A 25,485-nucleotide genomic window follows, 5' to 3' on the forward strand; every position below is an offset into this window, starting at 1 on the left:
CTCTCAATCCATGGCCAGGCCGCCGTTGATCTCCACGCAGTGGCCGGTGATGAACCCGGAATCCTCACTCGCCAAAAAAGCCACCGCCTTGGCGATCTCGTCGGGACGAACGTTGCGCCCCATGGGATTGGCCGCGGCAATTTGTCGCAACTCTTCGTCCTTCAACAGCCCGCTCGCCGCCGTGTCGGCCACCGTGGCGGGCGAGACAAGGTTGGCGGTGATCCCCTGCGGCGCCAGCTCGAGTGCCACGTACCGGACGAACTGGTCCATCGCGGCCTTGGCCGTTCCGATGGTGATCATGCCTTGCCTGGGCCGGCGGGACAGGATCGTGGTGAGAAAGATAAGCCGGCCGTAGTTCCGGGAAACCATGCCTGGCACAACGGCTTTGGTCACCAGGTAAGCCGCGTGCAGCTCTCTGTTCAGCTTGCCGCCGAGCTGCTCCCAGCTGAGATCGGCGAACGACGTTACATCGTAAGGAATTAACGCGTTGTGCACCAACACGTCGACTCGGCCCCACCGTTGTTCGGTTTGCTCAAACAACGCGGCGACGTCGTCTGGTGCGGTGACGTCGGCCCGGATCGCCACGGCCTGGCCACCGGCCGCAGCCGCCGCCCGCACCACGGCGTCGGCTTCCTCGGCACTGGATCGGTAGTTGACGACGACCCGAAATCCGTTCTGCGCGAGGGCCAGTGCGGTCGCCGCGCCGATTCCACGGCTGGCCCCGGTGATCACCGCGACACGATCCATCAAGCCGGAACCCTACGCCTGCCAAAGGCGGCAGGACAAGACGAGTCCGCGGGAATATCGATGCCCGCGCCCCGGATTCGTATGATCAAAACACCTCCACAACAGAAACGAGGCAACCAGATGACCGCAGCGGATTTGCCCGACAGTGCACTGGAACTGCGTTCATTGGTGACGTCGCAGGGCACACTCGAGCTCACACTGATCGACGTCGAAATTCCACCCCTGACCGATAACCAGGTGCTGGTGCGGGTGGAAGCCTCCCCGATCAACCCGTCGGACCTGGGCGTCCTGGTTGCGGGCGCGGACATGTCGACCGCTTCGGTCACCGGCACGCCGGACCGCCCAAGCGTCACCGCAGCGGTGCCCACAGAGGCGCTGAAGGGGCTCTCGGCGCGGCTGGACGTACCGCTTCCGGTGGGCAATGAGGGCGCTGGCACCGTGGTGGCGGCCGGCTCATCCCCGGCGGCCCAGGACCTGCTCGGCAAGCTCGTGGGGATCGCGGGCGGCGGCATGTATGCGCAGTATCGGGTGGTCCATGCCGCCGCGTGTCTGGTGCTGCCCGAGGGGGCGACGGCGAAGGACGGAGCCTCGTCGTTTGTCAATCCGCTGACCGCACTCGGAATGCTGGAAACCATGCGCCGCGAAGGTCATTCGGCCCTGGTGCACACGGCGGCTGCGTCGAATCTCGGCCAGATGCTCGTCAAGCTCTGCCTCAAGGACGGGGTGCCGCTGGTCAACGTCGTCCGCAAGCCCGACCAAGAGGACTTGTTAAGGTCGCTCGGCGCCGTGCATGTGTGCAACTCGGCATCACCGACGTTCTCGACCGAGCTTGTCGCCGCCCTGAAGGCGACGTCCGCGACGCTTGCGTTCGACGCCACCGGTGGGGGAACGCTCGCGAGCCAGATCCTCAGCGGCATGGAGGAAGCGGCGAGTGCGGACGCAGCGGAGTACTCCCGCTACGGGTCGAGCGTGCACAAGCAGGTGTACATCTACGGCGGTCTCGACACCAGCCCGACGATCCTCACCAGGAACTACGGCATGGCCTGGGGTGTCGGTGGGTGGCTGCTGACGCCGTTCCTCGCCGGCCTCGGACCCGACGACCTCGCCAGGCTGCGGGGTCGGGTGGCCGCCGAGCTCACCACGACGTTCGCCAGCGCCTACAACCGTGAGGTGTCATTGGCCGGCATGCTCAGACCCGATGCGTTTCACGCCTATCTCAAACGGGCGACGGGGGAGAAGTTCCTGGTGACCCCGCAGGCGAACCCCTAGCCGTCCGGGCTGCGGCGCGCGAATTCCGGGGCCTGTTCGGGGCGTAGGCCGACGCCGATGGCGTAGGCGGGGATGACGGCCAGCGAGGGTATCCAGCTGAAAAGCCTTGCGACGGCATTGGTGACGACGGGCGGCGGCGGCTTGATATTGCCGCGCAGCACGACGGGGATGAGGAGGCGCCCCGCCACCTGTTGCACCGCCTGCGTGATGACAGCGGGAAGGTTTCGGCGTTTTTGAACCGCGGCCAGATCGTCTGCGGTGACGCGATGATTCCGCAGCGGCTCGGCGAGAAGTCGTGCCGCGGCGACGGCGTCGGCGATCGCCAGGTTGATGCCGACCCCGCCGGCCGGGGACATGGCGTGGGCGGCGTCGCCAATGCACAAGAGTCCGTTTGTGTACCACCGGCGGAGCCGATTCACCCGCACGTCAAGGACTTTGACGTCGTCCCACGAGGTGAGGTTCTCCACCGAGGCTTCGGGCACCAGATCGGCCACCTGGGCACGGAAGGCGTCGAACCCGCGGGCGTGCAATTGCTGCTCGCCGCCCTTCGGCAGGAAGCATCCGGCCTGGAAGTATCCCTCCCGCGGTATCAGCAAAAGGGTTAGGGTCGGTGAAGTACGCGGGGTGAGTTGGTATTTGATTTCTTGCTTGGAGTCGAGCCGAAACCATCCGACATCGAACGGCACCGTGTATTCACGCGCTGTCAGGCCCGCTTCGCGGCGCACGGTCGAGGTGCGGCCGTCGCAGCCCACCGTGAGGTCCGCGGCTAGTTCGCCGGGCCCGTCGGGTCCCTGGTAGCGCACACCGGTGATGGTGTCACCGTCGCGCAGCAGCCCGGTCACCTCGGTTTGCATACGCAAGGTGAACGTGGGTTCGTTCTTGCCGGCCGCGGCGAGCAGGTCGAGGAGATCCCACTGGGGCACCAACGCGATATAGCGATGAGGCAGGCGCAGGCGGCGGAAGTCGACGAAGGTGACCTGCCGCCCGTTGATGTCGAACTCGGCCTTTTCGAACTTGCTGTGCGGCAGGGCGTCGAAACGGGGAAACAAACCCAGCTCGTCGAGCAGGCGCAGGGTGACCGGGTGCACGGTGTCGCCGCGAAAATCACGAAGGAAGTCGGCGTGCTTCTCGAACACGGTGACTTCGACGCCGGCGCGAGCCAGCAACAGCCCGAGGATCATTCCGGCCGGGCCACCGCCGGCGATGGCGCAGGTGGTGGATCGGCCCGCGGTCATGGCCACTCACTCTACTGGCCCGCCAAGAACGCTTCGATTTCCGGCCAGGCGGCCGGATCCTGCAGCAGGAACAGGTGCCCGCTGTCGTAGACGTGCAGCGTGGCGCCCGGGATCCGGTCGGCGATGGCCTGGCCGTTGGCCACCGGCGCGATGTCGTCGTAGCGGCCGCTGCCCACGAAGGTCGGGCAGGTCACCCGGTGCAGGCGGTCAACGACATCGTGACCGGCACGCGCTTGCAGCTGAAGGATGCGGCCCCGGGCCTGATCCTCGGTCTCCTCGGCGGGCAGGTCCGCCGCGAGGGTGCCGACCAACGCGGCATCGTCGGGGTGCGTGGCGAACCACTCCGCCGTCCAGCGCCGGTCGGCCAGGGTCAGCGACCTCAGTCCACGCTCGAGGGGCGGCAGATCCGCCAGTTTCTCGAGGGGATAGGACGCGAACGCGCCGCCGGGTGAGGTGGCCATCAGCGCCAACCGGTCGATCCGGTCCGGGCAGGTCACCGCGAGCTCCTGCGCGACCATGCCGCCAAAGCTCAAGCCCGCCAACGCCGTTCGTTCCCATCCGACCTCGTCGAGCAGCGCGACTAGGTCCGCGGCCACGTCGGCCATCGCGTACGGCTCGGTGACCGGCGCGCTGCGTCCCATGCCGCGGTAGTCGAAGGCGAGCAGCTCGAACCGCGCCGAGAGCATGTCCAGCATCGGGCGGCTGGAGTCCAGCGTGGTGCCAGATCCGTTGCAGAACAACAGCCGCGGGCCCGCGCCGAGACGCTCATAGTGGAGCGCGCTGGGGTCAGACAAATGCGCTCGCTAGATAGGTTTGGGTGAGCAGCGAGCTCCATGCCGGGTCGTTGAACGGGTCCTCCGGTGGCGTGAAAGCGATACCGCGCTCGGTCAGGTCGTCGCAGAATCTGGCTATCGCCGTGTCGACGTCGAGGTCGTCTTCGTGTTGGTCGTAGGCGTGCGCCTCGCGTTCGTCACGGAAGGTGATCGCCCGCCACAGCAGCGAGATTCGCACTTGCTCGTCGGGAAGTTTCCCGACGACGGAGCCGCCGTCCGTGATCTCCCAGCCGTCCTGAACCGGCCGAATCTCGGACCGCACCGTCAGCTTGACCTGATCTTTGAAGCGCGCGGCGTCCCCGATCGCGCCGATCTGATGGAACATCAGATCGTTGTCACCGAAGAGCGCGACGTTTCCGAACGGGCCGCGTTCGGACTCCGACGGCTGGTCGATACCGCGCGGCCAGTATTCGTACTCTCCATCGGTTCCGTCGTAAAACCAGGTGAGCGCGCCCGCCACGCGAACCGCCCAGCGTTCAAACAGGCCGGACACCCCCATCACCATGGGAAACCACAGCGGAATCTCGGGGGAGATGCCGCGATAGGTGGGAAGGTCGACGTGGCGATATCCCGCCGCCATCGGACCCATCACGTTCACCACAAGACGCTGAGGGCGAATCACCTTGGCGCCGAAGAGGTTTCCAGCTCCCTCGATGAACCGGGGGTCATGGATCAGAGCGTGGATCGACTCATCGCGAGGGTCGGCGTCGGCTGCCCAGGTAGTCCGGAACCACGGCTCCAGGGGCGCCGATTGCATCATCTCGCTGTATCCCGCGCCGGCAATCATCATGGGGTACGGAGCGTGCTCGAGAATGGTGCGCCGAACGGCTTCGCGATCGGCGTAGGCCGGCTGGACACGCAACGGCGCGACGGTCACCGGCCCTAGTTTTGCTGTCGCCATGATGTACCTCCGTCGTTCGATACTCTCATCGGGGTGAACCCCGTCATCATTGAGTGCGCCATCAACGGCGTGACGTCGAAGGCGACCAATCCGCACGTGCCCGTCGAGCCGGCGGAGATCGTCGCCGATGCCCTCGGCTGCATCGAGGCCGGCGCGGCCATCATCCACAATCACATCGACCGCTACGGCCTGACCGTGGAACAGGCCGCGGAGCGCTATCTGGAGGCGTGGCGCCCGGTGCTCGCTGCCCGACCGGACGCCCTGCTGTATCCGACGGTCCACTTCGAGCAGGGATCGGCGATCTCCTACGAACACCTCGTGCCGCTGGCCGCGGCCGGTCTGCGCGTCGGGCTCACCGACCCCGGGTCGGTCAACCTCGGCGGCACCGACGCCGACGGCGTACCCGCGGGTCCGTTGGTCTACGCCAACTCCTTCGATTCGATCCGCCGGGCCTTCGACATCTGCCGCGAGGCGAAACTCGGCCCCAGCCTGGCCATCTACGAACCCGGGTTTCTGCGGGCCACTCTCGCGTGGTGGCGCGCGGGCCTGCTGCCGCAGGGGGCGATGATCAAGCTGTACTTCGCGACCGAACGCGGTTACCTGGGAGCGCCTTTCGGTTTGCCCCCGACGGAGCGAGCCCTTGACGCGTACTTGGAATTGCTTGACGGATGCGACATTCCGTGGGCTGCATCGATCGTCGGCGGCGACCTCTGCGCACATCCCGTCGCCAAATTGGCCCTCGAACGCGGCGGGCACCTCCACGTGGGGCTCGAGTTTTACGGCGGGGACCGCACCCCGACCAATCGCGAGCTCGTGACCGAAGCGGCGGATCTTTGCCGCCAAGTCGGTCGCTCCGTGGCGACGCCCGAGCAGGCCGCAGAAATCCTTGGTTTACCTGGGCGTACCGTGCGTCTTGCGACGAGCTAGCAGATTGGCTGCGTTTAGCACGTCGAAGGTGGACGAAGGCGTGCAGCCTCGTCGTTAAAACGGCAGCGTCGAGCCCTGTCCACCGCCTAGTTGACCCGCGGATTGCCGATGTTTGCCGCCGGCATACCGTTGGGTGCCCCGCAATTGCGGTGGATGTCAGTTCAGCGCGCCGCGGGTGGCGTACGCTCGCGTGTGAGCCTTTTCGTTGTCAGCACTGGTTCCCACGCTTCGCTGCGGGTGATCTCTACGGGCAATGTGATTTCTCCGCCTGTCCCGCGCCTGCGGGCAGACGCCCTGCCGACCGCGAAGGAAGCTACCCGTGGATAGTGCGGTCCCAGCTACGGCGCGACGATGACCTATCCGATGGTGCGAAGATGCCAAGCGAACTCCGTCCGGCTATCGGTGTCTGCCCAGCTCGGGCACGAGATCGACGGCGCGTGGTGGCCACACGCAGATCGCATCACCAATGAGTTGCCGAATCTTGTCGCGGCCCTGACTCCCTTGCTCGGTGACATCAACTCGATCAATGTGAACTGGTCGCCGCTGCAACGGCCACCCGACCTGAACTGGCGGGGATGGGAACACAAGCGCCAGCACGTCATGACGCTCTGCGGCACGGATCATGTCGCTAACCTGCTGGTCATCTCGTACGCGACGCACAGCGCGCTGGCCATCATGCTGATGCGCTGCGCCGCCAATTTGCCGATTGACATCGCTGACCGCGACAAACCCGCGTTTCGCACCGCGGGCTCGATTTTGCGGGCCGCCCAGCTGCAACGTGCCGTTGCCGCGGCTCGGGGCCGGTCATGAGCGTGACCGTCCCCGAAAGATTTTCCGCGTCAATGACCGAACTGACCGCAAGCCATTTCGCCGCCACGGCGGCCATACCGAAGCGAGGATGAGTGGATAAGACTGAACAGGACTGGTGGGATGCACCGCAGGTGCATCCGTCGCACATTCGGGTCGGTGACATCATCGGCACGACTCGTCCCAGCGGCCGGCGCTGCACCGTCAAGCTGATCGGCGGGCCGCAGACGGCTCCGCGGCAGTGGACATTCTTCAGCCGCGATACCGAGGGCTTGCAGCACACGGGCACGTTTGGCGAAGACGACTTAGTGCGCAGGTACGTCAAAAAGTAGTCACAACGTCGAGAGCTTTCTGGGCGCCTAATCCCGGCGCCCACTAGTCCAGCATCCCAAGAGGTGGTATTTCCTTGACGAAGCAGTCCCTTCCTGCAATGTTGCGCCAGTGCGTCAATCTGCAGCCTGATGGCACGGCGTTCACTTTCATTGATTACGAGCAGGATTGGGCCGGTGCTGGCGAAACCCTGACTTGGTTGCAGTTGTACCGGCGAGTGCTGAACGTCGCACATGAACTCAGGCTTTGCGCATCGGCTGGCGACCGCGCTTTGATATTGGCGCCGCAGGGCATTGACTACATCGTTGCTTTTCTGGGCGCATTGCAGGCCAGGCTTGTCGCGGTTCCGCTGCTGGTGCCGCTGGGTGGCGCCAGCGACGAACGCGTTGTTTCCGTCCTGCGCGACGCGTCACCGACTGTCATCCTCACGACAGCTGTGGCCATGGGCGATGTCGTCGCGCACGTTTCCGCGGCTCCCGGTGAATCCGCACCATCGATCATCGAAGTGGATCGGCTCGATCGGGATGCTCGCCGACAAGACGAAGCCCGTGACGATGACTATCCGGCCACCGCGTACTTGCAGTACACGTCCGGGTCGACCCGCCAACCGGCCGGGGTCATGATGTCCTATCAGAACCTGCTCGCCAATTTCTCGCAGCTGATGGCCGGCTACTTCGCCGACCGCGGCGGCGTCGCGCCAGTGGACTCGACTGTCGTGTCGTGGCTGCCGTTCTATCACGACATGGGCCTATTTCTGGGTGTTTGCGCGCCGATCCTCGGCGGGTTTCGGGCCGTGCTCACCAGCCCGATGGCGTTCCTGCAGCGTCCGGCTCGGTGGATTCAGTTGATGGCCAGCAACTCTCACGTCTTCTCGGCGGCACCGAACTTCGCCTACGAATTGACGGCACGCAAGACATCAGACGACGACATGGCCGGGCTTGATCTCGGCGGCGTGCACAGCATCATCAGCGGCAGCGAACGAGTACATCCCGCAACGCTGAAACGCTTCGCCGACCGGTTTGGCCGATTCAACCTGCGCGCCGAGGCGTTACGCCCCTCCTACGGGCTGGCGGAAGCGACGGTGTACGTGGCGGCCAGCAGCGCCGGTGAGCCACCGAAGGTCGTTCACTTCGACTCCGACGAACTTTCCGCCGGCAATGCCAAGCGTTGTCCAGGACCGGACGGGACGGCGCTGGTCAGTTACCGCTTGCTGCCGTCGCCGGCCGTGCGGATCGTCGATCCGGAGACCCAGACCGAGTGTCCGGAAGGAACGGTCGCCGAGATCTGGGTGCACGGCGACAACGTCACCGACGGCTATTGGAACAGGCCGACCGAGACCGAACGCACCTTCGGCGGAACGCTTCTCGCTCCATCGCCCGGGACGCCGGAAGGGCCTTGGCTGCGAACCGGAGACCTGGGCTTCGTCTCGGAGGGCGACCTATTCGTCATCGGCCGCATCAAGGATCTGTTGATCGTCTACGGGCGCAACCATTCTCCCGACGACATCGAGGCGACGATCCAGGAGATCACCCGCGGCCGGTGCGTGGCGATCGCGGTTCCCGACCATGATATCGAGCAGCTGGTGGCCATCATCGAACTCAAGATGTGGGGCGAGTCTGAGCAAGACGCGTCGGGCAGGCTGGGCATCGTCAAACGCGAAGTCATCTCGGCGATATCGACCTCGCACGGCCTGAGCGTGGCGGACCTCGTCATGGTGTCTCCCGGCTCGATTCCCATCACCACAAGCGGGAAGGTGAGGCGTGCCGAGTGTGCACAGCGATACCGAGACGGCGAGTTCTGCCGCTTAGACGCATAGCAACAGGCTCGTCATTGGATGGCGGCGCCGAAAAGATGCCCGATGCCGTAGGTAAACGCGAGTCCTGCCGCGCCGCCGACGACGACGCGCAGTACCGCGCGCCAAACTTTTGCCCCGCCGATCTGGGCGCTGAGCGCCCCGGTGAGCGCCAGGGCGGCGAGCACCGCGACAAAGGTCACTGGGACCCGCCACGCGGTGGGAGGCAACAGGATAGCCACGAGCGGCAGCAGCGCCCCGATGACGAACGAGGTGGCCGACGCCGCCGCGGCCTGCCAGGGGTTGGCCAAGTCGTCGGGATTGATGTTGAGCTCGGCCTGGGCGTGGGCCGTCAACGCGTCGTGCGCGGTCAGCTCCCTGGCCACCTGCGCCGCGGTCTGCGCCGAAAGGCCTCGCCTTCGGTAGATCGCGGTGAGTTCGGCCAATTCGGCATCGGGTATGTGCCGCAACTCATTTCGCTCGATCGCCAATTGGGCCGTCTCGCTGTCACGCTGGCTGGAAACCGACACGAATTCGCCCAGGGCCATCGACACCGCGCCGGCCGCCACGGCCGCCAGCCCGGCGGTGAAGATCGGACCGCGCAGCGGGGTGGCCCCGGCCACGCCGACCACGATGCCGGCCACCGAGACGATGCCGTCGTTGGCACCAAGCACCGCCGCGCGCAAGCGATTCAGCCGGCCGGTGCTGTGACGGGCGTGTGGCTCGGCGGTGTGCGTGGTGTCGTCATTCGCCGCGGCATTTGATCGTTGCTGCTCGTCGCCCATGCCGCCCAGCCAAGCGCAAATTCGCACGCTGCGCCAGCAAGCGCAGCCTCATCGCCGGTGTTTCGCACTGCTGTGCAGTGTGCTCCCAAACTCCGGTGGCGGCTCTGGCCGCGGTGGGTACGGTGACCTGGTGGCACAGCGACGCCTGGAAGTGGGCTGCGGACCATTGCTGGTCGAAGACGACGGCGTGCTTGTCAGGGCGCGCGGCATTCGCTACGCGACCGCCGAACGATTCGCCGCGCCGGTTCCGGCTCCGAGGCACAGCGATGTGCGCGATGCGACCTCGCGCGGTCCGGCCTGCCCGCAGCTGCCGTCGCGGTTGGATTTCGTCAACGGTCCAGTCGCCGATGGCCTTCCGAGAAGCGAGCAATGTCAGGTACTCAGCGTCGCTGCGCCGTGCGGCGCAGATGGGCTGCCCGTGATGGTGTGGTTCCACGGCGGGGCATACATGTCGGGCAGCGGCGAGGCCCCCAAGTATGACCCCGATGCGCTGGTGACCGAAGGCCGCGTCGTTGTCGTCACCGCCAGCTATCGACTCGGCATCTTCGGGTATCTCAATCCCCGCGCCGACGGGGAAGAGAACCTGGGGTTGCGGGATCAGATCATGGCGTTGCGGTGGATACACCAGCACATCGCGGCGTTCGGCGGCGAGCCCTCCCGGGTGACGATCTTCGGTCAGTCGGCGGGCGGAGATTCGGTGATGTCGTTGATCCTTTGCGGGGAGACCGCGGGTCTGTTTCAGCGCGCCATCCTGCAAAGCGCCCCGCTCGGCCTGCGACGCGGCAGGGAGGCGATGACGGCGGCAATGCGAGACGCGGTGAGCGCCGCGCTCGGCGGCATTGCCCCGGGCGAGGCGAGCGTCGAGCGACTGCTCGACGCTCAAACCGCCGCTGTGACAACAGCACAACGTTTCGGTCTGATCGGTGGGTTCCCGTTCGCGCCCATCGCGGGCATGGACCCATTGCCCCCGGCCCGCGACGAAAGCCGCCGGATCGCCGACGCTGCACCCCGCGTCGAGCTACTCGTTGGCTGCACCCGCAACGATGCCGATGCGTTCGTCGCCATGGACCCGCGAGGGCAACGACTGCACCGCCTTGGCGCACCCGGTCGGGCCGCCGCCCGACTGCTCGGCGACGTGATCACCAGGCGGATATTTCGGCGGCCCGCGCTGGAGCTCGCCAAGACTTGGACTTCGAATGGCGGTGCCGCTAAGACCTTTCGCGTGGACTGGTCGCCGCCCGGCGCGCCGCTTCGCGCATGCCACTGTATCGAGCTGCCGCTGCTGTTCGGCTCGCCCGAGTGCTGGGCCGACGCGCCAATGCTCGGCCCCGAGCCGCACCCGATCGACGCTGAGTTGGCTCGCAAGACGCGCGGTTACTGGACTGCGTTCGCGCACAACGGCATTGGCGCGCTGGGCAGTTCGCCGCTGCGCATCTGACCCACTAGTGGGCGGGGAGTTGTGCGGCGTTTGATGGCTCCCATTGCTGACCAACTCCGGACGCGGCGGCCGCCCGCGTGCTGCATGGTTCCATGCATCCAAGCAATGCCCGGCGGTACCGTTGCCGCGGCCGCATCGTGTGTGGCGTCGAAGGCAAACGTGTGACAGCCGGACCATAACTCGCGGGTTCGAGCAACGAATTGTGCCGTTACTGGCTTAACTCAAGCGTTCGATGATGGTGGCGTTGGCCATGCCGTCCCCCACACGGCCTGCAGGCCGTAACGACCGCCCCGCATGCGCCAGTTCTACGAGATGGCGTAGGAGGCTGGTAGATCGCGACTGTGGCTGAACACAAAGCAATTGAGCGGAATTAGCTGGAGTTGTAGAAGTCCCGAAAGGCTTTAAGGATGGCACCCTCTCCCTCCGTTTCGGGCCCCAGCGGTAAGTAATCGAGGCCGCACTGCTTGCGGTATCTGTTCGCGATCACCATCCCGTAGACCGAATTAGCGAGGATGAAGTCTTTCGACCGTCGCATACCGATGTCAACAAGATCGCCCTTGCTGTAGCCGAGATACGGTGCGAGGCGTACAAAATTATCATCCGCGATTCCCGCATTGTGCGCCCACACATGCCTCACCGCTTGAGCGTTATAAAATTCGACCTTGACCAAATCGGGAGCATCGCCACTGAGTCCAATGAATCGGAGCAGGTCTTCGTAGCGCCCGACGCCGGGCTTCTTTCCTGCGGCGTTCTTCATTGCGCGATATGCCTTGTCGAGTCCTTCCCCTTCGGGGGCTGGGAGATCGTGCGCCGGACCCTTAAAGGCGAGGATGCGCTCGTGTTCGAGTGCCTCCCAATTAGTGGTCATGACGGCTTTGAAGAAGTCCTCAACGTAGGCCTCGAAAATGCTGACCGAGGCGATAATAGGTGTCGCCTGAAAGAGCGCCAACTGAAAGTCGCGGTCAATAAGCGCGGCCATGTCGGCAGGCATCCCATGCCTCAGGCCAGTCGCTACGTAGTCGTTTGCCCCGGCGACGACGGCGAGGCTGTACGTCGACCGTTTGAATGCGGCTACCGCCTGACCTGGCAAGGCGGTTTCCCACTCTTCATCTGTCACTATTCCATCGTTACAGGTCTTATCCGGCAAAGCGCGGGAGACACTCGGAGCAGTGCGAAATGTAGGCTCGGCCTAGTCCGATGCGGTATAAGCCGCGCTTAGCTCAGCCGCTCGATGATGGTTGCGTTGGCCATGCCGCCACCCTCGCACATCGTCTGCAGGCCATACCGTCCGCCGCGCTGCTCCAAGGCATTGACCAGCGTCGTCATGATCCGAGCACCGCTGGCACCCAGCGGGTGGCCGATCGCGATGGCCCCGCCGTTGACGTTCGTCTTGGCCAGATCGGCTCCGGTGTCGGCGGCCCACGCCAGCACGACGGGTGCGAAGGCCTCGTTCACCTCGAACAGGTCGATGTCGGCCAGCGTCAGCCCAGAGCGCTGCAACACCTTCTCGGTGGCCGGGATGACCCCGGTCAGCATGTAGAGCGGGTCGTCGCCCACCACGGTGGTGGTGTGGATCCGCGCCAACGGGCGCAGGCCCAGCTTCTTGGCGACCTCACTCGTGGTGATCAGGACCGCGGCGCTGCCGTCCGAGAGCGGCGACGAGTTGCCCGGGGTGATCTCCCAATTGATCTGCGGGAAGCGGGCTTTCATCGCCTCGCTGTAGAACGCCGGCTGCAGGGTGGCCAACGTCTCGACCGTGGTCGCGGGCCGGATGATCTCGTCGGTTTCCAGTCCGGCGATCGGGATCAGCTCGTTGTCGAAGAGCCCGTCTTTGGTTGCGCGGGCGGCCTTCTCGTGGCTGCCGGCCGAGAACTCGTCGAGCTCGGTGCGCGAGAAGCCCCACTTCGCGGCGATCAGTTCGGCGCTAATGCCCTGCGGCACCAGGCCTTCGGGATAGCGCACGGCCATGCCCGCGCCAAACGGGTCGCTGCCCGGCAAGACCTGAGTGCCCATCGGGACCCGGCTCATCGACTCCACGCCCGCGGCGATCACCAGGTCGTAGGCGCCCGCGATCACACCGTGGGCGGCGAAGCTGATCGCCTGCTGGCTGCTGCCGCACTGCCGGTCGATGGTCACGCCGGGAACGGTCTCGGGGAAGCCGGCGCCCAGCAACGCATTGCGGGCGATGTTGACGGCCTGGTCGCCGACCTGGGTGACGGCGCCGGCGATGACGTCGTCGATCTGCGCCAGGTCCACGCCGGTGCGGGCCACCAGTTCGCGCAGGCTGTGCGCCAGCAGGTCGGCGGGCAGCACGTCGTGCAGCGCCCCGCTGGCCTTGCCCTTGCCGATTGGGCTGCGGACGGCGCCGACGATGACGGCATCGCGGCCTTGATAGCTGGTCATGGCTCCTCCTTGAGTCCCGAGGCTAGATATTGCTAGCTATACCCAGATAAACGTCTAGGTATACTAAATGCAACCCAGGATCGAGGTGATTTAGATGACATTCCTGCAAGGGGTGCTGGCCGATCGCGAGAAATGGTCGGCGGTCGGGGAGTGCGCGATCGAGAAGACCATGGCGGTGCTCGGCACCAAGTCCGCCATGCTGATCCTGCGTGAGGCCTACTACGGCACCACCCGATTCGACGACTTCGCCCGCCGCGTGGGCATCACCAAGGCCGCCACCTCGGCGCGGCTGGCGGAGCTGGTCGAGCTCGGGCTACTGACCCGCCGGCCCTACCAGGAGCCCGGGCAGCGCAGCCGCGAAGAGTACGTGCTCACCCAGGCGGGCATCGATTTCATGCCGGTGATCTGGGCGATGTTCGAGTGGGGGCGACAGCATCTGCCCGGCCACAACCGGCTGCGGCTGACCCATCTGGGCTGTGGCGCGGAGGCTTCCGTCGAGATCCGTTGCGCCGAAGGGCATCCGGTGTCGCCCGACGAGCTCGGCATGCGCTTGATCAAGCCACGCTAATAGCCGCGAAAGACCCCAAATGTACGCCAAATACGGCGTGTCGGCGTACATATGAGCGCGCTCGCGGAGGCTTCAGGTCTCCCTGAGCACCGCGAGCAGTCGCCGGGCGGCGGCGACGCGGCGCTCGGCGGCGCCGGACAGCGCGTCCAGCGCGCATTCGGGATCGGCCGGCGGCCCCATGTGCCCGCAGCCGCGCGGGCAATCCTCAAGCGCCTCAGCAAGATCCGAGAAGGCCATCAGCACGTCGTTGGGCTCGATGTGGGCCAACCCGAAGGAGCGGATGCCCGGCGTGTCGATCACCCAGCCCGAACCCGCCAACGGGAAAGCCACCGACTGCGTCGAGGTGTGCCGGCCCCGGCCGATCTCGGTGACCTCGCCGACGGTCCGATCGGCCTCGGGCACCAGCCGATTGACCAGTGTCGACTTGCCGACCCCGGAATGCCCGAGCAGCACCGTGATCTTCCCGGCGAGCAGGTCCGCCACCGCGAGCAGGGGATCGTCGACCCCCGCGGCGATCACCGTCAGCTCCAGGTCCACGAACTGCTTGGCGAACGGTTCGGGTGGCGCGAGGTCGGTCTTGGTCAGGCACAGGATCGGCTCCAGCCCGCCGGCGTAGGCCGCGATCAGCGCGCGATCCACCAGGCCGGTGCGCGGCGGCGGGTCCGCGAGAGCCACCACGATCAGCAGTTGATCCGCGTTGGCGACCACCACGCGCTCGGCGGGGTCGGTGTCATCGGCGGTGCGCCGCAACACCGTTCGTCGCTCACCGCGCCGCACGATCCGCGCCAGGGTGTCCGGCCGTCCGGACAGGTCGCCCACGATGTCGACGTCGTCACCGACGACGATCGGGGTGCGGCCCAGCTCGCGCGCCCGCATCGCCGTGACCCGCTTGTCGGCGCGGCCGCCCAGCGCGCAGCCCCAGCGGCCGCGGTCGACGCTGATCACCATGGCGGCCTCGGCGTCGGCGTGCTCGGGACGAGTCTTGGTTCGGGGTCGCGTGCCCCTTCCGGGCCGGACCTTGACGTCGGACTCGTCGTAGTCGCCGGGTTTCAACCGCGGGAGTCCTCGAGCATTCGCGCCCACAGCCGCGGGAATTCCGGCAGCGTCTTGGTGGTGGCGCCGATGTCGTCCACCGTCACCCCTGCCACCCGCAGCCCGACGATCGCGCCGGCCATCGCCATCCGGTGATCGGCGTAGGCGCGCCAGGTGCCCGATGTGAGCGGCGTGGCGGTGATCAGCAGGCCGTCCGGCGTTTCGGTGCAATTGCCTCCGAGGCCGTTGATTTCGGCGCTCAGCGCGGCGAGCCGGTCCGTTTCGTGGCCGCGCAGATGCGCGATGCCGCTCAGCCGCGACACCGATCCCGGGCTGGCCAGCGCCGCCAGCGCCGCCACCGATGGGGTCAGTTCGCCGACGGCGCGCAGGTCGACATCGAATCCGTCGTACGACGGCGGACCGCTGACCTCGAGGACCGAATCAGCTTGGGTGACAACGGCATTGAGCTTGCGCAACACGTCCAGGATGTCGTCGGCCGGTTGCACGCTGGTCGCGGGCCAGCCGGTGATGCGCACCGTGCCGCCGGTGACCACCGCGGCCGCCAGGAAGGCCGCCGCGTTGGTGAGGTCGGGTTCGACGTCCCAGTGTCGGGCCGCCACCGCGCCGGGTCGCACCCGCCAGCGGTTGGCGGCGGAGTCGTCGACATCGACCTCGGCTTGGCGCAGCATCGCCACCGTCATCGCGATGTGCGGCGCGGACGGCAGCGTCGCGCCGGTGTGTTGCACGGTCAGGCCCTCGGTGAACGACGCCCCGCTCAGCAACAGGCCCGACACGAACTGCGAGGACGCCGACGCGTCGATGCGCACCGTGCCGCCGGCGACCGACCCGCCGCCGTGCACCCGAAACGGCAGGCCCGTGCCGTCGATGGAGACACCCAGGCCGCGCAACGCGTCCAGCAGCGGCGCGATGGGCCGCGCCCGGGCCTGCTCGTCACCGTCGAAGGTCACCGGCACGTCGGCCAGCGCCGCCAGCGGCGGAACAAACCGCAACACCGTGCCGGCCAGGCCGCAGTCCACGCGGGCGCCCGCCTTGGGCGCGATGCGGCCACTGACGGTGAGCTCGGTCCCGTCCCCATCGACGCGTAAGCCCAGGCTGCGCAGCGCCCCGATCATTAGGTCGGTATCACGGCTGCGCAGCGCCCCGCCGATGGTCGACGTGCCCTGGCCCAGGGCCGCCAGCACCAGCGCGCGGTTGGTCTGCGATTTCGAGCCGGGAACGGTCACCGTCGCGCGCACGGGGGAAGCCGCGACGGGTGCCGGCCATGCGCTCACCGGTCCATCTTCCCTTGTCGGCTGGCTCTGCCACCATGGAGTCATGTGTGGGCGTTTCGCGGTCACGACCGATCCGGCTCGGCTGGCTGAGAAAATCAAGGCCATCGATGAGGCATCGGGTGCTGCCAAAGGGGCTTCTCAAGCGCCGAACTACAACGTCGCCCCCACCACGACGGTGGCGACCGTGGTGACGCGGCACACCGAGCCCGATGATGACCCCACCCGAAGGGTGCGGCTGATGCGCTGGGGCTTGATCCCGCCGTGGGTCAAGGCCGGTCCCGACGGCGCGCCGGACAACAAAGGCCCGCTGCTGATCAACGCCCGCGCCGACAAGGTCAGCAGCTCACCGGCGTTTCGCGGTTCGGCCAAGAGCAAGCGCTGCCTGGTCCCGATGGACGGCTACTACGAATGGCGTGTCAACCCCGATGTCGAGGGCAAGAAATCCCGCAAGACGCCGTTCTACCTGCACCGCAGCGACGGTGAACCGCTGTTCGCCGCGGGGCTGTGGTCGGTGTGGAAACCGGCCAAAGGCGCCGACCCGCTGCTGAGTTGCACGATCATCACCACCGACGCGGTGGGGGAGCTGGCCCAAATCCACCACCGGATGCCGCTGATGCTGGCCGAGCCCGACTGGGACGCCTGGCTGAATCCCGACGCCCCACTGGATCCCGAGTTGCTGAACCGCCCGCCGGACGTCCGCGGCATCGAGCTGCGTGAGGTCTCGACGTTGGTCAACAGCATCCGCAATAACGGACCCGAGCTGCTGGAACCCGCCGAGCCGGAGCCCGAGCAGATGAAGCTACTCTAGGCTGGTGGCGAATCGCCCCCACCCTGCGACCGACAGTGATAGTTTCGCCGATTAAGGGGTGACCACCCGTAGTACCAATGACGTAGTGGACTTCGCATGTCCGCATACGGCATCGCCGAAATGATTGGATAATGCTCGCCATCCGCAGCACGCTGCCTGAAGAGCTGGACAGCGACACCACTGATCCGGTGACCTATCAGCGCGTGCTCAGCGAATTGGCCGTGTGCAACCGCATGACCCTCACCCACCGGCCGACCTTGCGCTGGTTGGGGCGGGCAACCACGGGGATGACCGAATTTTCCGTCCTGGATGTGGGTCACGGGGACGGCGATCTGCTCCGGGCGATTGCTCGGTGGGCTGATCGACGTGGCCTGAAGGCGAAGCTGTCGGGCATTGATCTCAATCCGCGGAGCTCGGCCGCGGCGCGGGCGGCGACCCCGTCGTGGATGCAGATCGACTACCAAACCGGCTGTGTGTTTTCCTACCTGCCACCCGAGCCGGTGGATTTCATCGTCAGCTCGCAGGTCGCTCACCATTTCACCGACGAACAGGTCGTCGATTTCGTGGCCTGGCTCGAGCAAAACGCCACCCGCGGCTGGCATATCGCCGATCTGCAGCGGCATGCGATGGCCTATTACGCCTTCCCCGTCCTGTGTCGAGTGATGGGCTGGCACCGGATCATCCGTCGCGACGGGGCGATATCGATCGCCCGCAGCTTCCGTCGCGAGGATTGGGAGTCCTACCTGCGTGAGGCGGGGGTCGTCGCGGACGTGTCCTGGCACCTGTTCCGCTATTGCGTGAGCCGCCGCAGCCCGGCCGTCGCGACCCAGCCCATTTAGCATGCTGGTGTGTCCTATACCCACACATTCCAAGACATCCGGGACCGCCCGGTCGCGGTAGTCGGAGCGGGAACGCTGGGCCGCCGCATCGCGCTGATGTTCGCCAGTCGCGGAGGCACCGTGCGGATCTACGCCAGGCGCGACGACCAGCGCGCCGAAGCGACCCGGTTCGTCGCGGAAAGCCTGCCAAAACTGTTGTCGGACAGAGGCTTTGGCGAAGTGGGCGTCGCGGTGGGGGCTTCGTCACTCGACGAGGCGTTGGACGGTGCCTGGCTCGCGGTCGAGTCCGTCCCGGAGAAGCTCGAGATCAAGGTCCCGCTGTGGGGCGAGATCGACCGGGCGGCGTCGCCGGACACCATCTTCGGGACCAATTCGTCGTCGTTCCCGTCGCGGCTGATGGCCGACAACGTGCGCGACAAAACACGTCTGTGCAACACGCACTTCGGCATGCCACCGGAGCTCCCCGCGGTCGAGCTGATGTCGGACGGGCAAACCGACCGCGGACTGCTCGACTCCCTGCTGGCCGTCCTACCCGAATTTGGGCTGCATCCGTTCGAGGCGCGCAAGGAGTCGACCGGCTTCATCTTCAATCGCATCTGGGCCGCCATCAAGCGCGAATCGCTGGCCGTGGTGGCCGAAGGCGTGGCGCGCCCCGAGGACGTGGACGGCATGTTCAAGCTCAACCTGCAGGTACCGGTGGGACCGTTTCAGATGATGGACCTGGTCGGCCTCGACGTGGTGCTCGACATCGAAAACCATTACGCCGCCGAGTTTCCGCACCTACCGCAGAGCGTGCGCGATCTGTTGCAGTCCTATGTCGACGCGGGCAAGCTCGGCGTCAAATCCGGCGAGGGCTTCTACACGTACCGAACGACCTAAACGACACCGTCAGTTGCTGAGCACCAACCGCCACTGGCCCGGCGCCACTCGATCCGGGACGCACCAGAAATTGTTCCAGCTACCCGGGGTTGACGCCTTCACGCCCGGGCCGGCGTCCTGACACGCCTGCCGGGTCGGGTAGTTGCCCTCGGTCTGAATCGTGTCGGCGTGGCTGACGCCCACACCGGTGGTCAGCAGCCCCGCGAAAGCCAGCGCAGCAAATATCGATCGCTTCATGGCCACAACGTTAGGCCTAGTCGGCGACCGATACGGGGCTTTTCGCAACGGCGGGAGCCCCGTCGCGTATCCGCACAATCGCGATCGACGTGCCCAGGTACCAGAGCACCGTCGTGGCGGCGGGTGCCCATGCGGAAAAGCCGCCCTCCAGGCAGAACGCCCCGGTACGGAAGAACACACCCGCGGTCGCCGTCAGGCTCACCATGAACGCTAGGGCCGCCAGCCCGCCCGTCCATCGAGGAAGCACGCCATGGGCGAACACGCAGTACGCGTAGGCGAACGCCGTTGCCGCCATGAAGAATCCCCACAAGCCAATGAGGACGCCCGGGAAATGGACCCCCACCGTGAACACGACGTCGGCGGGTATGGCGTCCGCATGCTGGGCGACGGCAATTTGTATGGCTTGCGTTACCAGCAGCAGCGTCGCGACGGCTGCGGTACCGAACAGGAAGATCCCGGCAAGGTAGCCGTCGTCGTCTGATTTGCGCAGCACGCGGTGTACCGATATCGCGAATATCAGCATCAGGGGGGCGGCGAACGCGTACATCCATGCCTGGGTGACTAGCGCGTGCTCGTGCGCGACGAAGTAGTTCTGGTAGGTGACGGCCCGGCCGTCCGCCTCGGGCGGAGCGCCGGGCAGTGCCGCGGCTACCAATGCGACCAGGACATAGACGATTCCAGCGATGCCACCCACCCGAACCGAACGAGTATCTGTCATAGTCATGTGACGCTACGCCTGCACGGCGGTGGCGACCGCCTCCAGCAGTCGGCTGAGTTGCTCGGCGTCGTTGATGGTGCGGTCCCCGGAGACGAGCCGGGTGAACACGCCCGCGATGAAGGTGGTGACGGCGGTCGTTTGCGCGGCGAGCAGTTCCGGGTCGTCAGTGCCGGGCTGCAGGTGGGCGATGGCGTCCCGGGTCATGGCGTTGATCCGGGCCACGAACGTCTGTGAGCTCTCGGCGAGATCGGGGTCGCGGGCGGCCCCCAGCAGCAATTCGTGCCGGGCCCGGTTCAGCATGAGCCCGGGCCCGTCGGCCTGGATCATGGTGAGCCTGGCCAAATGTGCGAACGGCGAGAGCGGATCGAGCGGTTCATCGATCACCGATTGCAGGTTGGCGAAGTCGATTTCGGCGACGCGCTTGGCCACGCCGCGCAACAGCGCCGTGCGGGTGCGGTAGTAGTACGACGTGGTTCCCTCGGGCAGCCCCGCGTAGCGATCGACGTGCCCGTGGGTCAAGCCGCGCGATCCATGCTCGGCCAGCACCTGAATCGCCGCGTCGCTCAACTGGCGCCGACGCTCGTCGCCGTCGCGCTTGCGTGCGGGGGTGCCCATGAGTCAGCGCAAAACCGTTCCGCCGTCGATGTTGACGACCTGACCATTGATCCACTCGCCCTCCGCGGAGAGCAGGAAGGCGACAAGTGCCGCGACGTCGCCGGGATCGCCGACGCGGGTTCCGCGGATGCGTTTCAGCGCGCCGGCTTGCAGGTCCGGCCACTGCGGCACGGATCGGATGGCCTCGGTCGCGGTGAAGCCGGGCGCGACCGCGTTGCATCGGATGTTTTCCTTTCCCCACCGGGACGCCACGTGTCGGGTGAGCGCGCCGATGCCGGCCTTCGCGGTGGCATAGGCCGGTCGCGCGGGCTCGCCCTGGAACGCCGCCGCCGAGGACATGTTGACGATCCCCCCGCCGCCGCGGTCGAGCATGCGCGGGATCGCGTATTTCATCGCGGCCACGTACCCGCGCAGATTCACCGTCATCACGCGATCCCACACGTCGAAGTCGATGTCGACCACGTCGGTGTCGGCGCGGATCGTGCTCATGTCGGCGCCGACGTTGAACAACAGGTCGACGCCGCCGTAAGTCGTTGCGGCGGAATCGATTAGCTCGGCGACCGAGTCGGGGTCGGCCAGGTCGAAGGCGACATGGGTCGCGGTGCCGCCCGCGACGGTGATGCGTTCGGCGGTTTGACGGGCGGCGTCGTCGGCGATGTCGCCGATCACCACCCGGCAGCCCTCCACGCCCAGCCGGGCGGCCGTCGCCGCGCCGATGCCGGTGGCGCCGCCGACCACGACCGCGACCTTGTCGCTCAGACCCCGCAGTGTCATGGATATTGACTTTACCTCTAGAACTGTAGAGGATCGCCAGTCATGGCTGGGATTCATCGCGAGCGTCCAGGAGCTGCCGACCTCGCCGCGGCGACCGACACCCCCGCGATAGCCCTGGGCAACCACATCTGGATGTCGCCGGGGGTCTCCAACTCCTACGCGGTGGCCACCGACGACGGGCGGGTCATCGTCAATGCCGGGCTGGTCTTCGAGGGCCCGCTGCACCGCAAAGCCTTCTCCGCCGTGGCCGGCCCGACGCGGGCCATCGTCGTCACCCAGGGCCACGCCGATCACTGGGGCGGGGTGCACTCGCTGCGCGAACGGGGCACCGACCTCGAGACCGAGATTGTGATGCAGCGCAACTACCACTACTGGCGCGACGACAACCAGCGCCTGATGGGGTACCGCGTGCCCAAGACGTCGTTCGCCTTCCAGAAATTCTCCGACGCGGTGATGGAGCATTTCAAAACCATCGATCCCGCCACGATCGACTTCTCCTTTCCCGAGCCGACCACGACGTTCGACCGCCACCACGACCTGACGGTCGGCGGGCGTGCCTTCGAGCTGACCTGGACACCGGGTGGGGAGACCACCGACGCGCTGGTGGTGTGGCTGCCCGAGGACCGAATCCTGTTCACCGGCAACCTGTTCGGGCCGCTGTTCGGGCACGTGCCGAATCTGATGACCATCCGCGGCGATCGCTACCGCGACCCGATCCTCTACATCGAGGCGCTGAACACCGTGCTGGCGTACGGGCCGCGGCAACTGATCACGGGCCACTTCGCCCCGATCGAGGGCGCCGACCGGATCGCCGAGGAAGTCACCGCGATGCGCGACGCGATGCAAGCCGTGCACGACCGCACCGTCGAGCTGATGAACTCCGGCAGCGACCTCTACACCGCGATGCGCGAAGTCCGGGTGCCCGAGCACCTGGACGTGGGCGAGGGGTATGGCCAGACGTCGTGGAATGTGCGCGCCATCTGGGAGATGTACGCCGGCTGGTTCCAGCACCGCTCCACCACCGAGCTCTACGGCGTGGCCCCGGCGTCCGTCGCCGGCGACGTGGTGCGTGCCGCCGGCGCCGACGCGCTCATCGATGCGGCGCGCACCCACGTGGCGAGCGGGCGCCCGGTGGAGGCGCTGCACCTCACCGACCTCGTCCTGGCCGCCGAACCGACGCACGCGGGCGCGCGCACGGTGGCCGCCGACGCCCACGAGGCGCTGCTGGCCGACACCGACAACTTCTGGAAAAGGGCCTGGCTCACCAAACAAATCAACGAATTGAGGACCGCCGAATGAATTCCCTCACCTTCGATTTCACCGGCGCCAACGTGCTCGTGACCGGCGGCACCAGCGGCATCGGCAACGCGATCGCCGCCGAATTCGCCAAGGCCGGCGCGTCGGTCACGGTGACCGGCACCCGCACGTCGGCCGACGACTATCCCGAGACGGACCTGAGCGCGTTCACCTACCAACAGTGCCACATCCAAGAGCCCGATTCCGTTGATGCGCTGGCAAATTCACTCGACGGACTCGACATCCTGATCAACAACGCGGGCGGGCCCTATCCCGCCGGGGACGAGTACGACCCGGACGGCTACGTCGCGTCGGTGGCGCAGAACATGTTCGGCCCGATGCGGCTGACCATGCGCTGCCACGAGCTGCTCAAGGCGAGCCAGGCCGCCGGTGGCGCGAGCGTCGTCAGCGTGGTCTCGATGTCGGCGTTCCGTTCCGCGGTCTTCGTGCCCGGGTACGCCTCGTCGAAGATGGGCCTGATCGCGTTGACGATGAACCTGTCTCGCCGCTGGGCCAACGACGGAATCCGCGTGAACGCGATCGCCCCTGGGCTCATCAACACGCGAATGACGGCCCCGGCCATGGATATTCCCGCGGTGATGGATGTCGAGGTCGGTTTCCACACACCGCTGGGCAGACCCGGAACCCCGCAGGACTGTGCCGGCGCGGCGCTGTTCTTGTGCACCGACGCCGCGTCCTACATCACCGGCAGCACCATCGCCGTCGACGGCGGATACCTGACGGTCTAGAGCCATGAGCGACCCGAATGAATTAGCCAACGTCGCGACCGCCGACGACGTCCTCAAGCTCGCCGCCCAACGCACCGGCTGCAGCGGCGAGGTCGAATCCGACTCCTGGCGTGAGGGTTTGGCGCTCATCGTCGACGAGGTCAACACCTCGCCGGCGTTCACGCCGTTCGGCCGCGAACGCGTGCTGGGCGACGCCACCGACGCCCTGGGCCGGCGCCTGCAGGTCCACGACTACATCCAGGCCCACCCCGAGGTGCTCGACGCGCCGGTCGAGCGTCCGCTGATCGTGCTGGGCATGCCGCGCACCGGCACGACCGTGATCAGCTACCTGCTCGACCAGGACCCGGCACGCCGATCGCTGCTGCACTGGCAGTGCGTGCACCCGATACCGCCGGCCACCACCGAGACGCTGCGCACCGATCCGCGATGTCTGGCCCTGCTGGAGGAACAGCGCAACATCCTGGAGCTCGTCAAGCAGGCGAAAATGCCGCTGCCGCACTGGGAAGACGCCGACGGGCCCACCGAGGACATGTTCATCCACAACCAGGACTTCAAGGGCCTGTCCTGGGACTCCTTCCTCCCGACGGATCGCTACGCCCGCTGGCTGTTCGACGAGACCGACATGACCAGCACCTACGAATACCAGAAGCGGTATCTGCAAGTGCTGCAATCCAAGGCGCCCGGCACCTGGAGCCTGAAGATGCCGTCGCATTCGGTACACATCGAAGCGTTGCTGAAGGTGTTTCCCGATGCGAGATTGATCTGGGCGCACCGCGACCCCTACAAGGCGACGGGCTCGCTGTGCAACCTGTGGCGGCTGCCGCAGAGCCTGGTGATGAACACCGAGCTGGTGGATCAGACCGAGATGGGTCGCGCCGCGATGTGGCAGATGAGCTACCACGTCGACCGGCCGCTGCGCGCGCGGAAACGCATCGGCGACGAACGGTTCTTCCACATGTACTACCACGAGATGATGCGCGACCCGATGGACGTCATGCGCCGCATCTACGAATGGGCCGACGAGCCACTCACCGCGGAAACCGAAGCGCGCATGCGCAATTGGCTCGCCGAACACCCGCAGGACCTGTTCGCGTTGAACACCTACAGCCTCGACCAGTACGGCCTGAGCGTCGAACAACTCGAACCGATCTTCGCCGAATACCTGGACACCTTCGATATCGAACTGGAGGGCACGCCGTGAAAGCAACCATGGTGACCGGGCCGGGCAAGGCGGAAGTCGTCGACGCCGAACGCCCCCAGGCCGGGCCGGACGACGTGCTGGTCGCGATGCGGGCCTGCGGCATCTGCGGCTCGGACGCGTTCTACATCACCATCGGCGGCATCCCGCCGCGCCAGGGACGCACGCCGCTCGGCCATGAACCCGCGGGCGAGGTCGTCGAGGTCGGCGCCAACGTCTCCGGCATCGCCGTCGGTGATCACGTCGTCATCAACCCGATGGCGGCCCCCGATGACATCATCGGCAACGGAGGGGCCGCAGGAGCCCTGGCCAACTACCTGTTGATCCGAAACGCCGTCCGCGGAAAGAGCCTCGAAGTCATTCCCTCCCACATCCCGTGGGAAGTCGCCGCCCTCAACGAACCGATGGCCGTCGCGCGCCACGGCGCAAACCAGTGCAAACCCAAACCGTCGGACAAGGTCGCCATCTTCGGTGCCGGCCCGATCGGACTGGGCGCCACGCTGGCCTTCAAATCCCTTGGCGTCAGCCATGTCGTGGTCATCGACCTCATCGCGTCCCGGCTGGACAAGGCGCTGAAGATCGGCGCCGACGCCGTCATCAACTCCGCCGACGAGGACGTCGTCCAGCGGCTGATCGAGCTGCACGGCGAAGGCTCGTCGATGTTCGGCGGCAAGGCCGGCACCAACATCTACCTCGACGCCGCGGGTGTGCCGGCCGTCGTCAACACCGCGCTGGCCGCCGCGCAGAAGGGGGCCACGCTCGGAATCGTTGGCGTGCACAAAGAACCAGTTCCGGTCGAGTTCGTCAACGTGATGAGCAACGAGATCACCATCGTCGGATCGATGGGCTATCCCGACGAAATCTTCCAGGTGACCGCCGATCTCGTCGCGAATTGGGAAAAGTACGCGTTGATCGTCAGCCACACCATCGCGTTCGACAACGTCATGGAAGCACTCGACCTCGCCAGCACGCCGGGCGCCACCGACAAGGTCGTGGTCACCTTTTAACCGCTC

General features: G+C 66.4%; 27 protein-coding genes. 14 read left to right on the plus strand and 13 right to left on the minus strand.

From position 1 onward, the window contains the following. Nucleotides 1-3: 3 nt before the first annotated feature. On the minus strand, nucleotides 4-747 hold the full coding sequence (locus tag G6N66_RS04605; RefSeq protein WP_085231440.1) for an SDR family NAD(P)-dependent oxidoreductase: 744 nt from the start codon (nucleotides 745-747) through the stop codon (nucleotides 4-6). 120 nt (nucleotides 748-867) lie between these two features. On the opposite strand from G6N66_RS04605, the gene G6N66_RS04610 reads away from it, so the two are divergent. After that, nucleotides 868-2,016 (plus strand): zinc-binding dehydrogenase, encoded by a 1,149-nt coding sequence (locus G6N66_RS04610; protein WP_085231439.1) that lies wholly within the window; start codon nucleotides 868-870, stop codon nucleotides 2,014-2,016. On the opposite strand, the gene G6N66_RS04615 is transcribed toward G6N66_RS04610, so the two are convergent. From G6N66_RS04615 to G6N66_RS04625, 3 genes are read right to left on the minus strand one after another with little or no spacing between them, the layout of a single operon-like run. Next, the gene (locus tag G6N66_RS04615; protein ID WP_085231438.1) at nucleotides 2,013-3,251 is read right to left on the minus strand and encodes an FAD-dependent oxidoreductase; all 1,239 of its coding nucleotides are present in this window, start codon (nucleotides 3,249-3,251) and stop codon (nucleotides 2,013-2,015) included. The genes G6N66_RS04610 and G6N66_RS04615 overlap by 4 nt on opposite strands. Nucleotides 3,252-3,262: 11 nt before the next feature. After that, nucleotides 3,263-4,045, minus strand: a complete 783-nt coding sequence (locus tag G6N66_RS04620) for an alpha/beta fold hydrolase (protein ID WP_085231437.1) — start codon at nucleotides 4,043-4,045, stop codon at nucleotides 3,263-3,265. Beyond that, a complete protein-coding gene (locus G6N66_RS04625; protein WP_139825057.1) occupies nucleotides 4,038-4,985 on the minus strand; it encodes a hypothetical protein in 948 nt (315 codons plus the stop codon). Before G6N66_RS04625 ends, G6N66_RS04620 begins: the two co-directional genes overlap by 8 nt. Nucleotides 4,986-5,018: 33 nt before the next feature. Between G6N66_RS04625 and G6N66_RS04630 the strand changes: the two genes are divergently transcribed. From G6N66_RS04630 to G6N66_RS04645, 4 genes are all read left to right on the plus strand, one after another. After that, nucleotides 5,019-5,912, plus strand: coding sequence for a BKACE family enzyme (locus G6N66_RS04630; RefSeq protein ID WP_232079206.1), 894 nt, complete (start codon nucleotides 5,019-5,021; stop codon nucleotides 5,910-5,912). Between the two features lie 363 nt (nucleotides 5,913-6,275). Beyond that, the gene (locus tag G6N66_RS04635) at nucleotides 6,276-6,722 is read left to right on the plus strand and encodes a DUF5994 family protein (protein WP_163645945.1); all 447 of its coding nucleotides are present in this window, start codon (nucleotides 6,276-6,278) and stop codon (nucleotides 6,720-6,722) included. Between the two features lie 92 nt (nucleotides 6,723-6,814). Then, a complete protein-coding gene (locus G6N66_RS04640; protein WP_085231434.1) occupies nucleotides 6,815-7,051 on the plus strand; it encodes a hypothetical protein in 237 nt (78 codons plus the stop codon). A 74-nt stretch (nucleotides 7,052-7,125) separates the two neighbouring features. Then, nucleotides 7,126-8,865 (plus strand): AMP-binding protein, encoded by a 1,740-nt coding sequence (locus tag G6N66_RS04645; RefSeq protein ID WP_085231433.1) that lies wholly within the window; start codon nucleotides 7,126-7,128, stop codon nucleotides 8,863-8,865. 11 nt (nucleotides 8,866-8,876) lie between these two features. On the opposite strand, the gene G6N66_RS04650 is transcribed toward G6N66_RS04645, so the two are convergent. After that, nucleotides 8,877-9,626 carry a VIT1/CCC1 transporter family protein gene (locus G6N66_RS04650; protein WP_085231432.1) on the minus strand — a complete coding sequence of 250 codons (750 nt, stop codon included), beginning with the start codon at nucleotides 9,624-9,626 and terminating at the stop codon, nucleotides 8,877-8,879. 130 nt (nucleotides 9,627-9,756) lie between these two features. On the opposite strand from G6N66_RS04650, the gene G6N66_RS04655 reads away from it, so the two are divergent. After that, entirely contained in the window at nucleotides 9,757-11,064 is a 1,308-nt protein-coding gene (locus tag G6N66_RS04655; protein ID WP_139825056.1) for a carboxylesterase family protein, read from the plus strand. Between the two features lie 370 nt (nucleotides 11,065-11,434). Here G6N66_RS04655 and G6N66_RS04660 read toward each other — a convergent pair whose 3' ends face one another. Next, entirely contained in the window at nucleotides 11,435-12,181 is a 747-nt protein-coding gene (locus G6N66_RS04660; RefSeq protein ID WP_085231430.1) for a hypothetical protein, read from the minus strand. A 98-nt stretch (nucleotides 12,182-12,279) separates the two neighbouring features. Next, entirely contained in the window at nucleotides 12,280-13,467 is a 1,188-nt protein-coding gene (locus G6N66_RS04665) for a thiolase family protein (RefSeq protein WP_085231429.1), read from the minus strand. Nucleotides 13,468-13,561: 94 nt separating this feature from the next. On the opposite strand from G6N66_RS04665, the gene G6N66_RS04670 reads away from it, so the two are divergent. After that, nucleotides 13,562-14,035: a winged helix-turn-helix transcriptional regulator gene (locus G6N66_RS04670; protein WP_085231428.1), complete on the plus strand. Its 474-nt coding sequence runs from the start codon at nucleotides 13,562-13,564 to the stop codon at nucleotides 14,033-14,035. A gap of 72 nt (nucleotides 14,036-14,107) precedes the next feature. On the opposite strand, the gene rsgA is transcribed toward G6N66_RS04670, so the two are convergent. Both rsgA and aroA read right to left on the minus strand, forming a co-directional pair. Further along, nucleotides 14,108-15,088 (minus strand): ribosome small subunit-dependent GTPase A, encoded by a 981-nt coding sequence (gene rsgA / locus G6N66_RS04675; protein WP_085231427.1) that lies wholly within the window; start codon nucleotides 15,086-15,088, stop codon nucleotides 14,108-14,110. After that, a complete protein-coding gene (gene aroA / locus G6N66_RS04680) occupies nucleotides 15,085-16,359 on the minus strand; it encodes a 3-phosphoshikimate 1-carboxyvinyltransferase (RefSeq protein ID WP_139825055.1) in 1,275 nt (424 codons plus the stop codon). The genes rsgA and aroA overlap by 4 nt, the downstream gene beginning before the upstream one ends. A 43-nt stretch (nucleotides 16,360-16,402) precedes the next feature. On the opposite strand from aroA, the gene G6N66_RS04685 reads away from it, so the two are divergent. From G6N66_RS04685 to G6N66_RS04695, 3 genes are all read left to right on the plus strand, one after another. After that, nucleotides 16,403-17,167, plus strand: coding sequence for an SOS response-associated peptidase (locus G6N66_RS04685; RefSeq protein WP_085231425.1), 765 nt, complete (start codon nucleotides 16,403-16,405; stop codon nucleotides 17,165-17,167). Nucleotides 17,168-17,298: 131 nt separating this feature from the next. Continuing rightward, nucleotides 17,299-18,006, plus strand: a complete 708-nt coding sequence (locus tag G6N66_RS04690; RefSeq protein WP_085231424.1) for a methyltransferase domain-containing protein — start codon at nucleotides 17,299-17,301, stop codon at nucleotides 18,004-18,006. A 9-nt stretch (nucleotides 18,007-18,015) separates the two neighbouring features. Continuing rightward, nucleotides 18,016-18,885 carry a 3-hydroxyacyl-CoA dehydrogenase family protein gene (locus G6N66_RS04695; protein WP_085231423.1) on the plus strand — a complete coding sequence of 290 codons (870 nt, stop codon included), beginning with the start codon at nucleotides 18,016-18,018 and terminating at the stop codon, nucleotides 18,883-18,885. 9 nt (nucleotides 18,886-18,894) lie between these two features. On the opposite strand, the gene G6N66_RS04700 is transcribed toward G6N66_RS04695, so the two are convergent. From G6N66_RS04700 to G6N66_RS04715, 4 genes are read right to left on the minus strand one after another with little or no spacing between them, the layout of a single operon-like run. Then, entirely contained in the window at nucleotides 18,895-19,122 is a 228-nt protein-coding gene (locus tag G6N66_RS04700) for a hypothetical protein (RefSeq protein ID WP_139825054.1), read from the minus strand. A 16-nt stretch (nucleotides 19,123-19,138) separates the two neighbouring features. After that, the gene (locus G6N66_RS04705; protein WP_139825053.1) at nucleotides 19,139-19,840 is read right to left on the minus strand and encodes a DUF4386 family protein; all 702 of its coding nucleotides are present in this window, start codon (nucleotides 19,838-19,840) and stop codon (nucleotides 19,139-19,141) included. 12 nt (nucleotides 19,841-19,852) lie between these two features. Then, nucleotides 19,853-20,455: a TetR/AcrR family transcriptional regulator gene (locus G6N66_RS04710; RefSeq protein ID WP_085231420.1), complete on the minus strand. Its 603-nt coding sequence runs from the start codon at nucleotides 20,453-20,455 to the stop codon at nucleotides 19,853-19,855. Between the two features lie 3 nt (nucleotides 20,456-20,458). Next, nucleotides 20,459-21,229 (minus strand): SDR family NAD(P)-dependent oxidoreductase, encoded by a 771-nt coding sequence (locus G6N66_RS04715; protein WP_085231419.1) that lies wholly within the window; start codon nucleotides 21,227-21,229, stop codon nucleotides 20,459-20,461. Between the two features lie 42 nt (nucleotides 21,230-21,271). On the opposite strand from G6N66_RS04715, the gene G6N66_RS04720 reads away from it, so the two are divergent. The 4 genes from G6N66_RS04720 to G6N66_RS04735 are packed head-to-tail and all read left to right on the plus strand — an operon-like array spanning nucleotide 21,272 to nucleotide 25,479. After that, nucleotides 21,272-22,528: an alkyl sulfatase dimerization domain-containing protein gene (locus tag G6N66_RS04720; protein WP_085231418.1), complete on the plus strand. Its 1,257-nt coding sequence runs from the start codon at nucleotides 21,272-21,274 to the stop codon at nucleotides 22,526-22,528. Further along, nucleotides 22,525-23,274, plus strand: coding sequence for an SDR family NAD(P)-dependent oxidoreductase (locus tag G6N66_RS04725; RefSeq protein ID WP_085231417.1), 750 nt, complete (start codon nucleotides 22,525-22,527; stop codon nucleotides 23,272-23,274). The genes G6N66_RS04720 and G6N66_RS04725 overlap by 4 nt, the downstream gene beginning before the upstream one ends. 4 nt (nucleotides 23,275-23,278) lie before the next feature. Further along, entirely contained in the window at nucleotides 23,279-24,475 is a 1,197-nt protein-coding gene (locus G6N66_RS04730; RefSeq protein WP_085231416.1) for a sulfotransferase family protein, read from the plus strand. Beyond that, complete coding sequence (locus G6N66_RS04735; protein WP_085231415.1) at nucleotides 24,472-25,479, plus strand: zinc-dependent alcohol dehydrogenase; 1,008 nt, start codon at nucleotides 24,472-24,474, stop codon at nucleotides 25,477-25,479. Before G6N66_RS04730 ends, G6N66_RS04735 begins: the two co-directional genes overlap by 4 nt. Nucleotides 25,480-25,485 lie beyond the last annotated feature (6 nt).

Source organism: Mycobacterium conspicuum (assembly GCF_010730195.1).
Classification (GTDB): Bacteria; Actinomycetota; Actinomycetes; order Mycobacteriales; family Mycobacteriaceae; genus Mycobacterium; species Mycobacterium conspicuum.

What these genes read in the sequence shown, in the direction of transcription:
- G6N66_RS04605 (WP_085231440.1), bottom strand. Translation starts at nt 747, where the DNA reads ATGGATCGTGTCGCGGTGATCACCGGGGCCAGCCGTGGAATCGGCGCG.
- G6N66_RS04610 (WP_085231439.1), top strand. Translation starts at nt 868, where the DNA reads ATGACCGCAGCGGATTTGCCCGACAGTGCACTGGAACTGCGTTCATTG.
- G6N66_RS04615 (WP_085231438.1), bottom strand. Translation starts at nt 3,251, where the DNA reads ATGACCGCGGGCCGATCCACCACCTGCGCCATCGCCGGCGGTGGCCCG.
- G6N66_RS04625 (WP_139825057.1), bottom strand. Translation starts at nt 4,985, where the DNA reads ATGGCGACAGCAAAACTAGGGCCGGTGACCGTCGCGCCGTTGCGTGTC.
- G6N66_RS04635 (WP_163645945.1), top strand. Translation starts at nt 6,276, where the DNA reads ATGGTGCGAAGATGCCAAGCGAACTCCGTCCGGCTATCGGTGTCTGCC.
- G6N66_RS04650 (WP_085231432.1), bottom strand. Translation starts at nt 9,626, where the DNA reads ATGGGCGACGAGCAGCAACGATCAAATGCCGCGGCGAATGACGACACC.
- G6N66_RS04665 (WP_085231429.1), bottom strand. Translation starts at nt 13,467, where the DNA reads ATGACCAGCTATCAAGGCCGCGATGCCGTCATCGTCGGCGCCGTCCGC.
- G6N66_RS04670 (WP_085231428.1), top strand. Translation starts at nt 13,562, where the DNA reads ATGACATTCCTGCAAGGGGTGCTGGCCGATCGCGAGAAATGGTCGGCG.
- G6N66_RS04685 (WP_085231425.1), top strand. Translation starts at nt 16,403, where the DNA reads ATGTGTGGGCGTTTCGCGGTCACGACCGATCCGGCTCGGCTGGCTGAG.
- G6N66_RS04690 (WP_085231424.1), top strand. Translation starts at nt 17,299, where the DNA reads ATGCTCGCCATCCGCAGCACGCTGCCTGAAGAGCTGGACAGCGACACC.
- G6N66_RS04700 (WP_139825054.1), bottom strand. Translation starts at nt 19,122, where the DNA reads ATGAAGCGATCGATATTTGCTGCGCTGGCTTTCGCGGGGCTGCTGACC.
- G6N66_RS04705 (WP_139825053.1), bottom strand. Translation starts at nt 19,840, where the DNA reads ATGACAGATACTCGTTCGGTTCGGGTGGGTGGCATCGCTGGAATCGTC.
- G6N66_RS04710 (WP_085231420.1), bottom strand. Translation starts at nt 20,455, where the DNA reads ATGGGCACCCCCGCACGCAAGCGCGACGGCGACGAGCGTCGGCGCCAG.
- G6N66_RS04715 (WP_085231419.1), bottom strand. Translation starts at nt 21,229, where the DNA reads ATGACACTGCGGGGTCTGAGCGACAAGGTCGCGGTCGTGGTCGGCGGC.
- G6N66_RS04720 (WP_085231418.1), top strand. Translation starts at nt 21,272, where the DNA reads ATGGCTGGGATTCATCGCGAGCGTCCAGGAGCTGCCGACCTCGCCGCG.
- G6N66_RS04725 (WP_085231417.1), top strand. Translation starts at nt 22,525, where the DNA reads ATGAATTCCCTCACCTTCGATTTCACCGGCGCCAACGTGCTCGTGACC.
- G6N66_RS04730 (WP_085231416.1), top strand. Translation starts at nt 23,279, where the DNA reads ATGAGCGACCCGAATGAATTAGCCAACGTCGCGACCGCCGACGACGTC.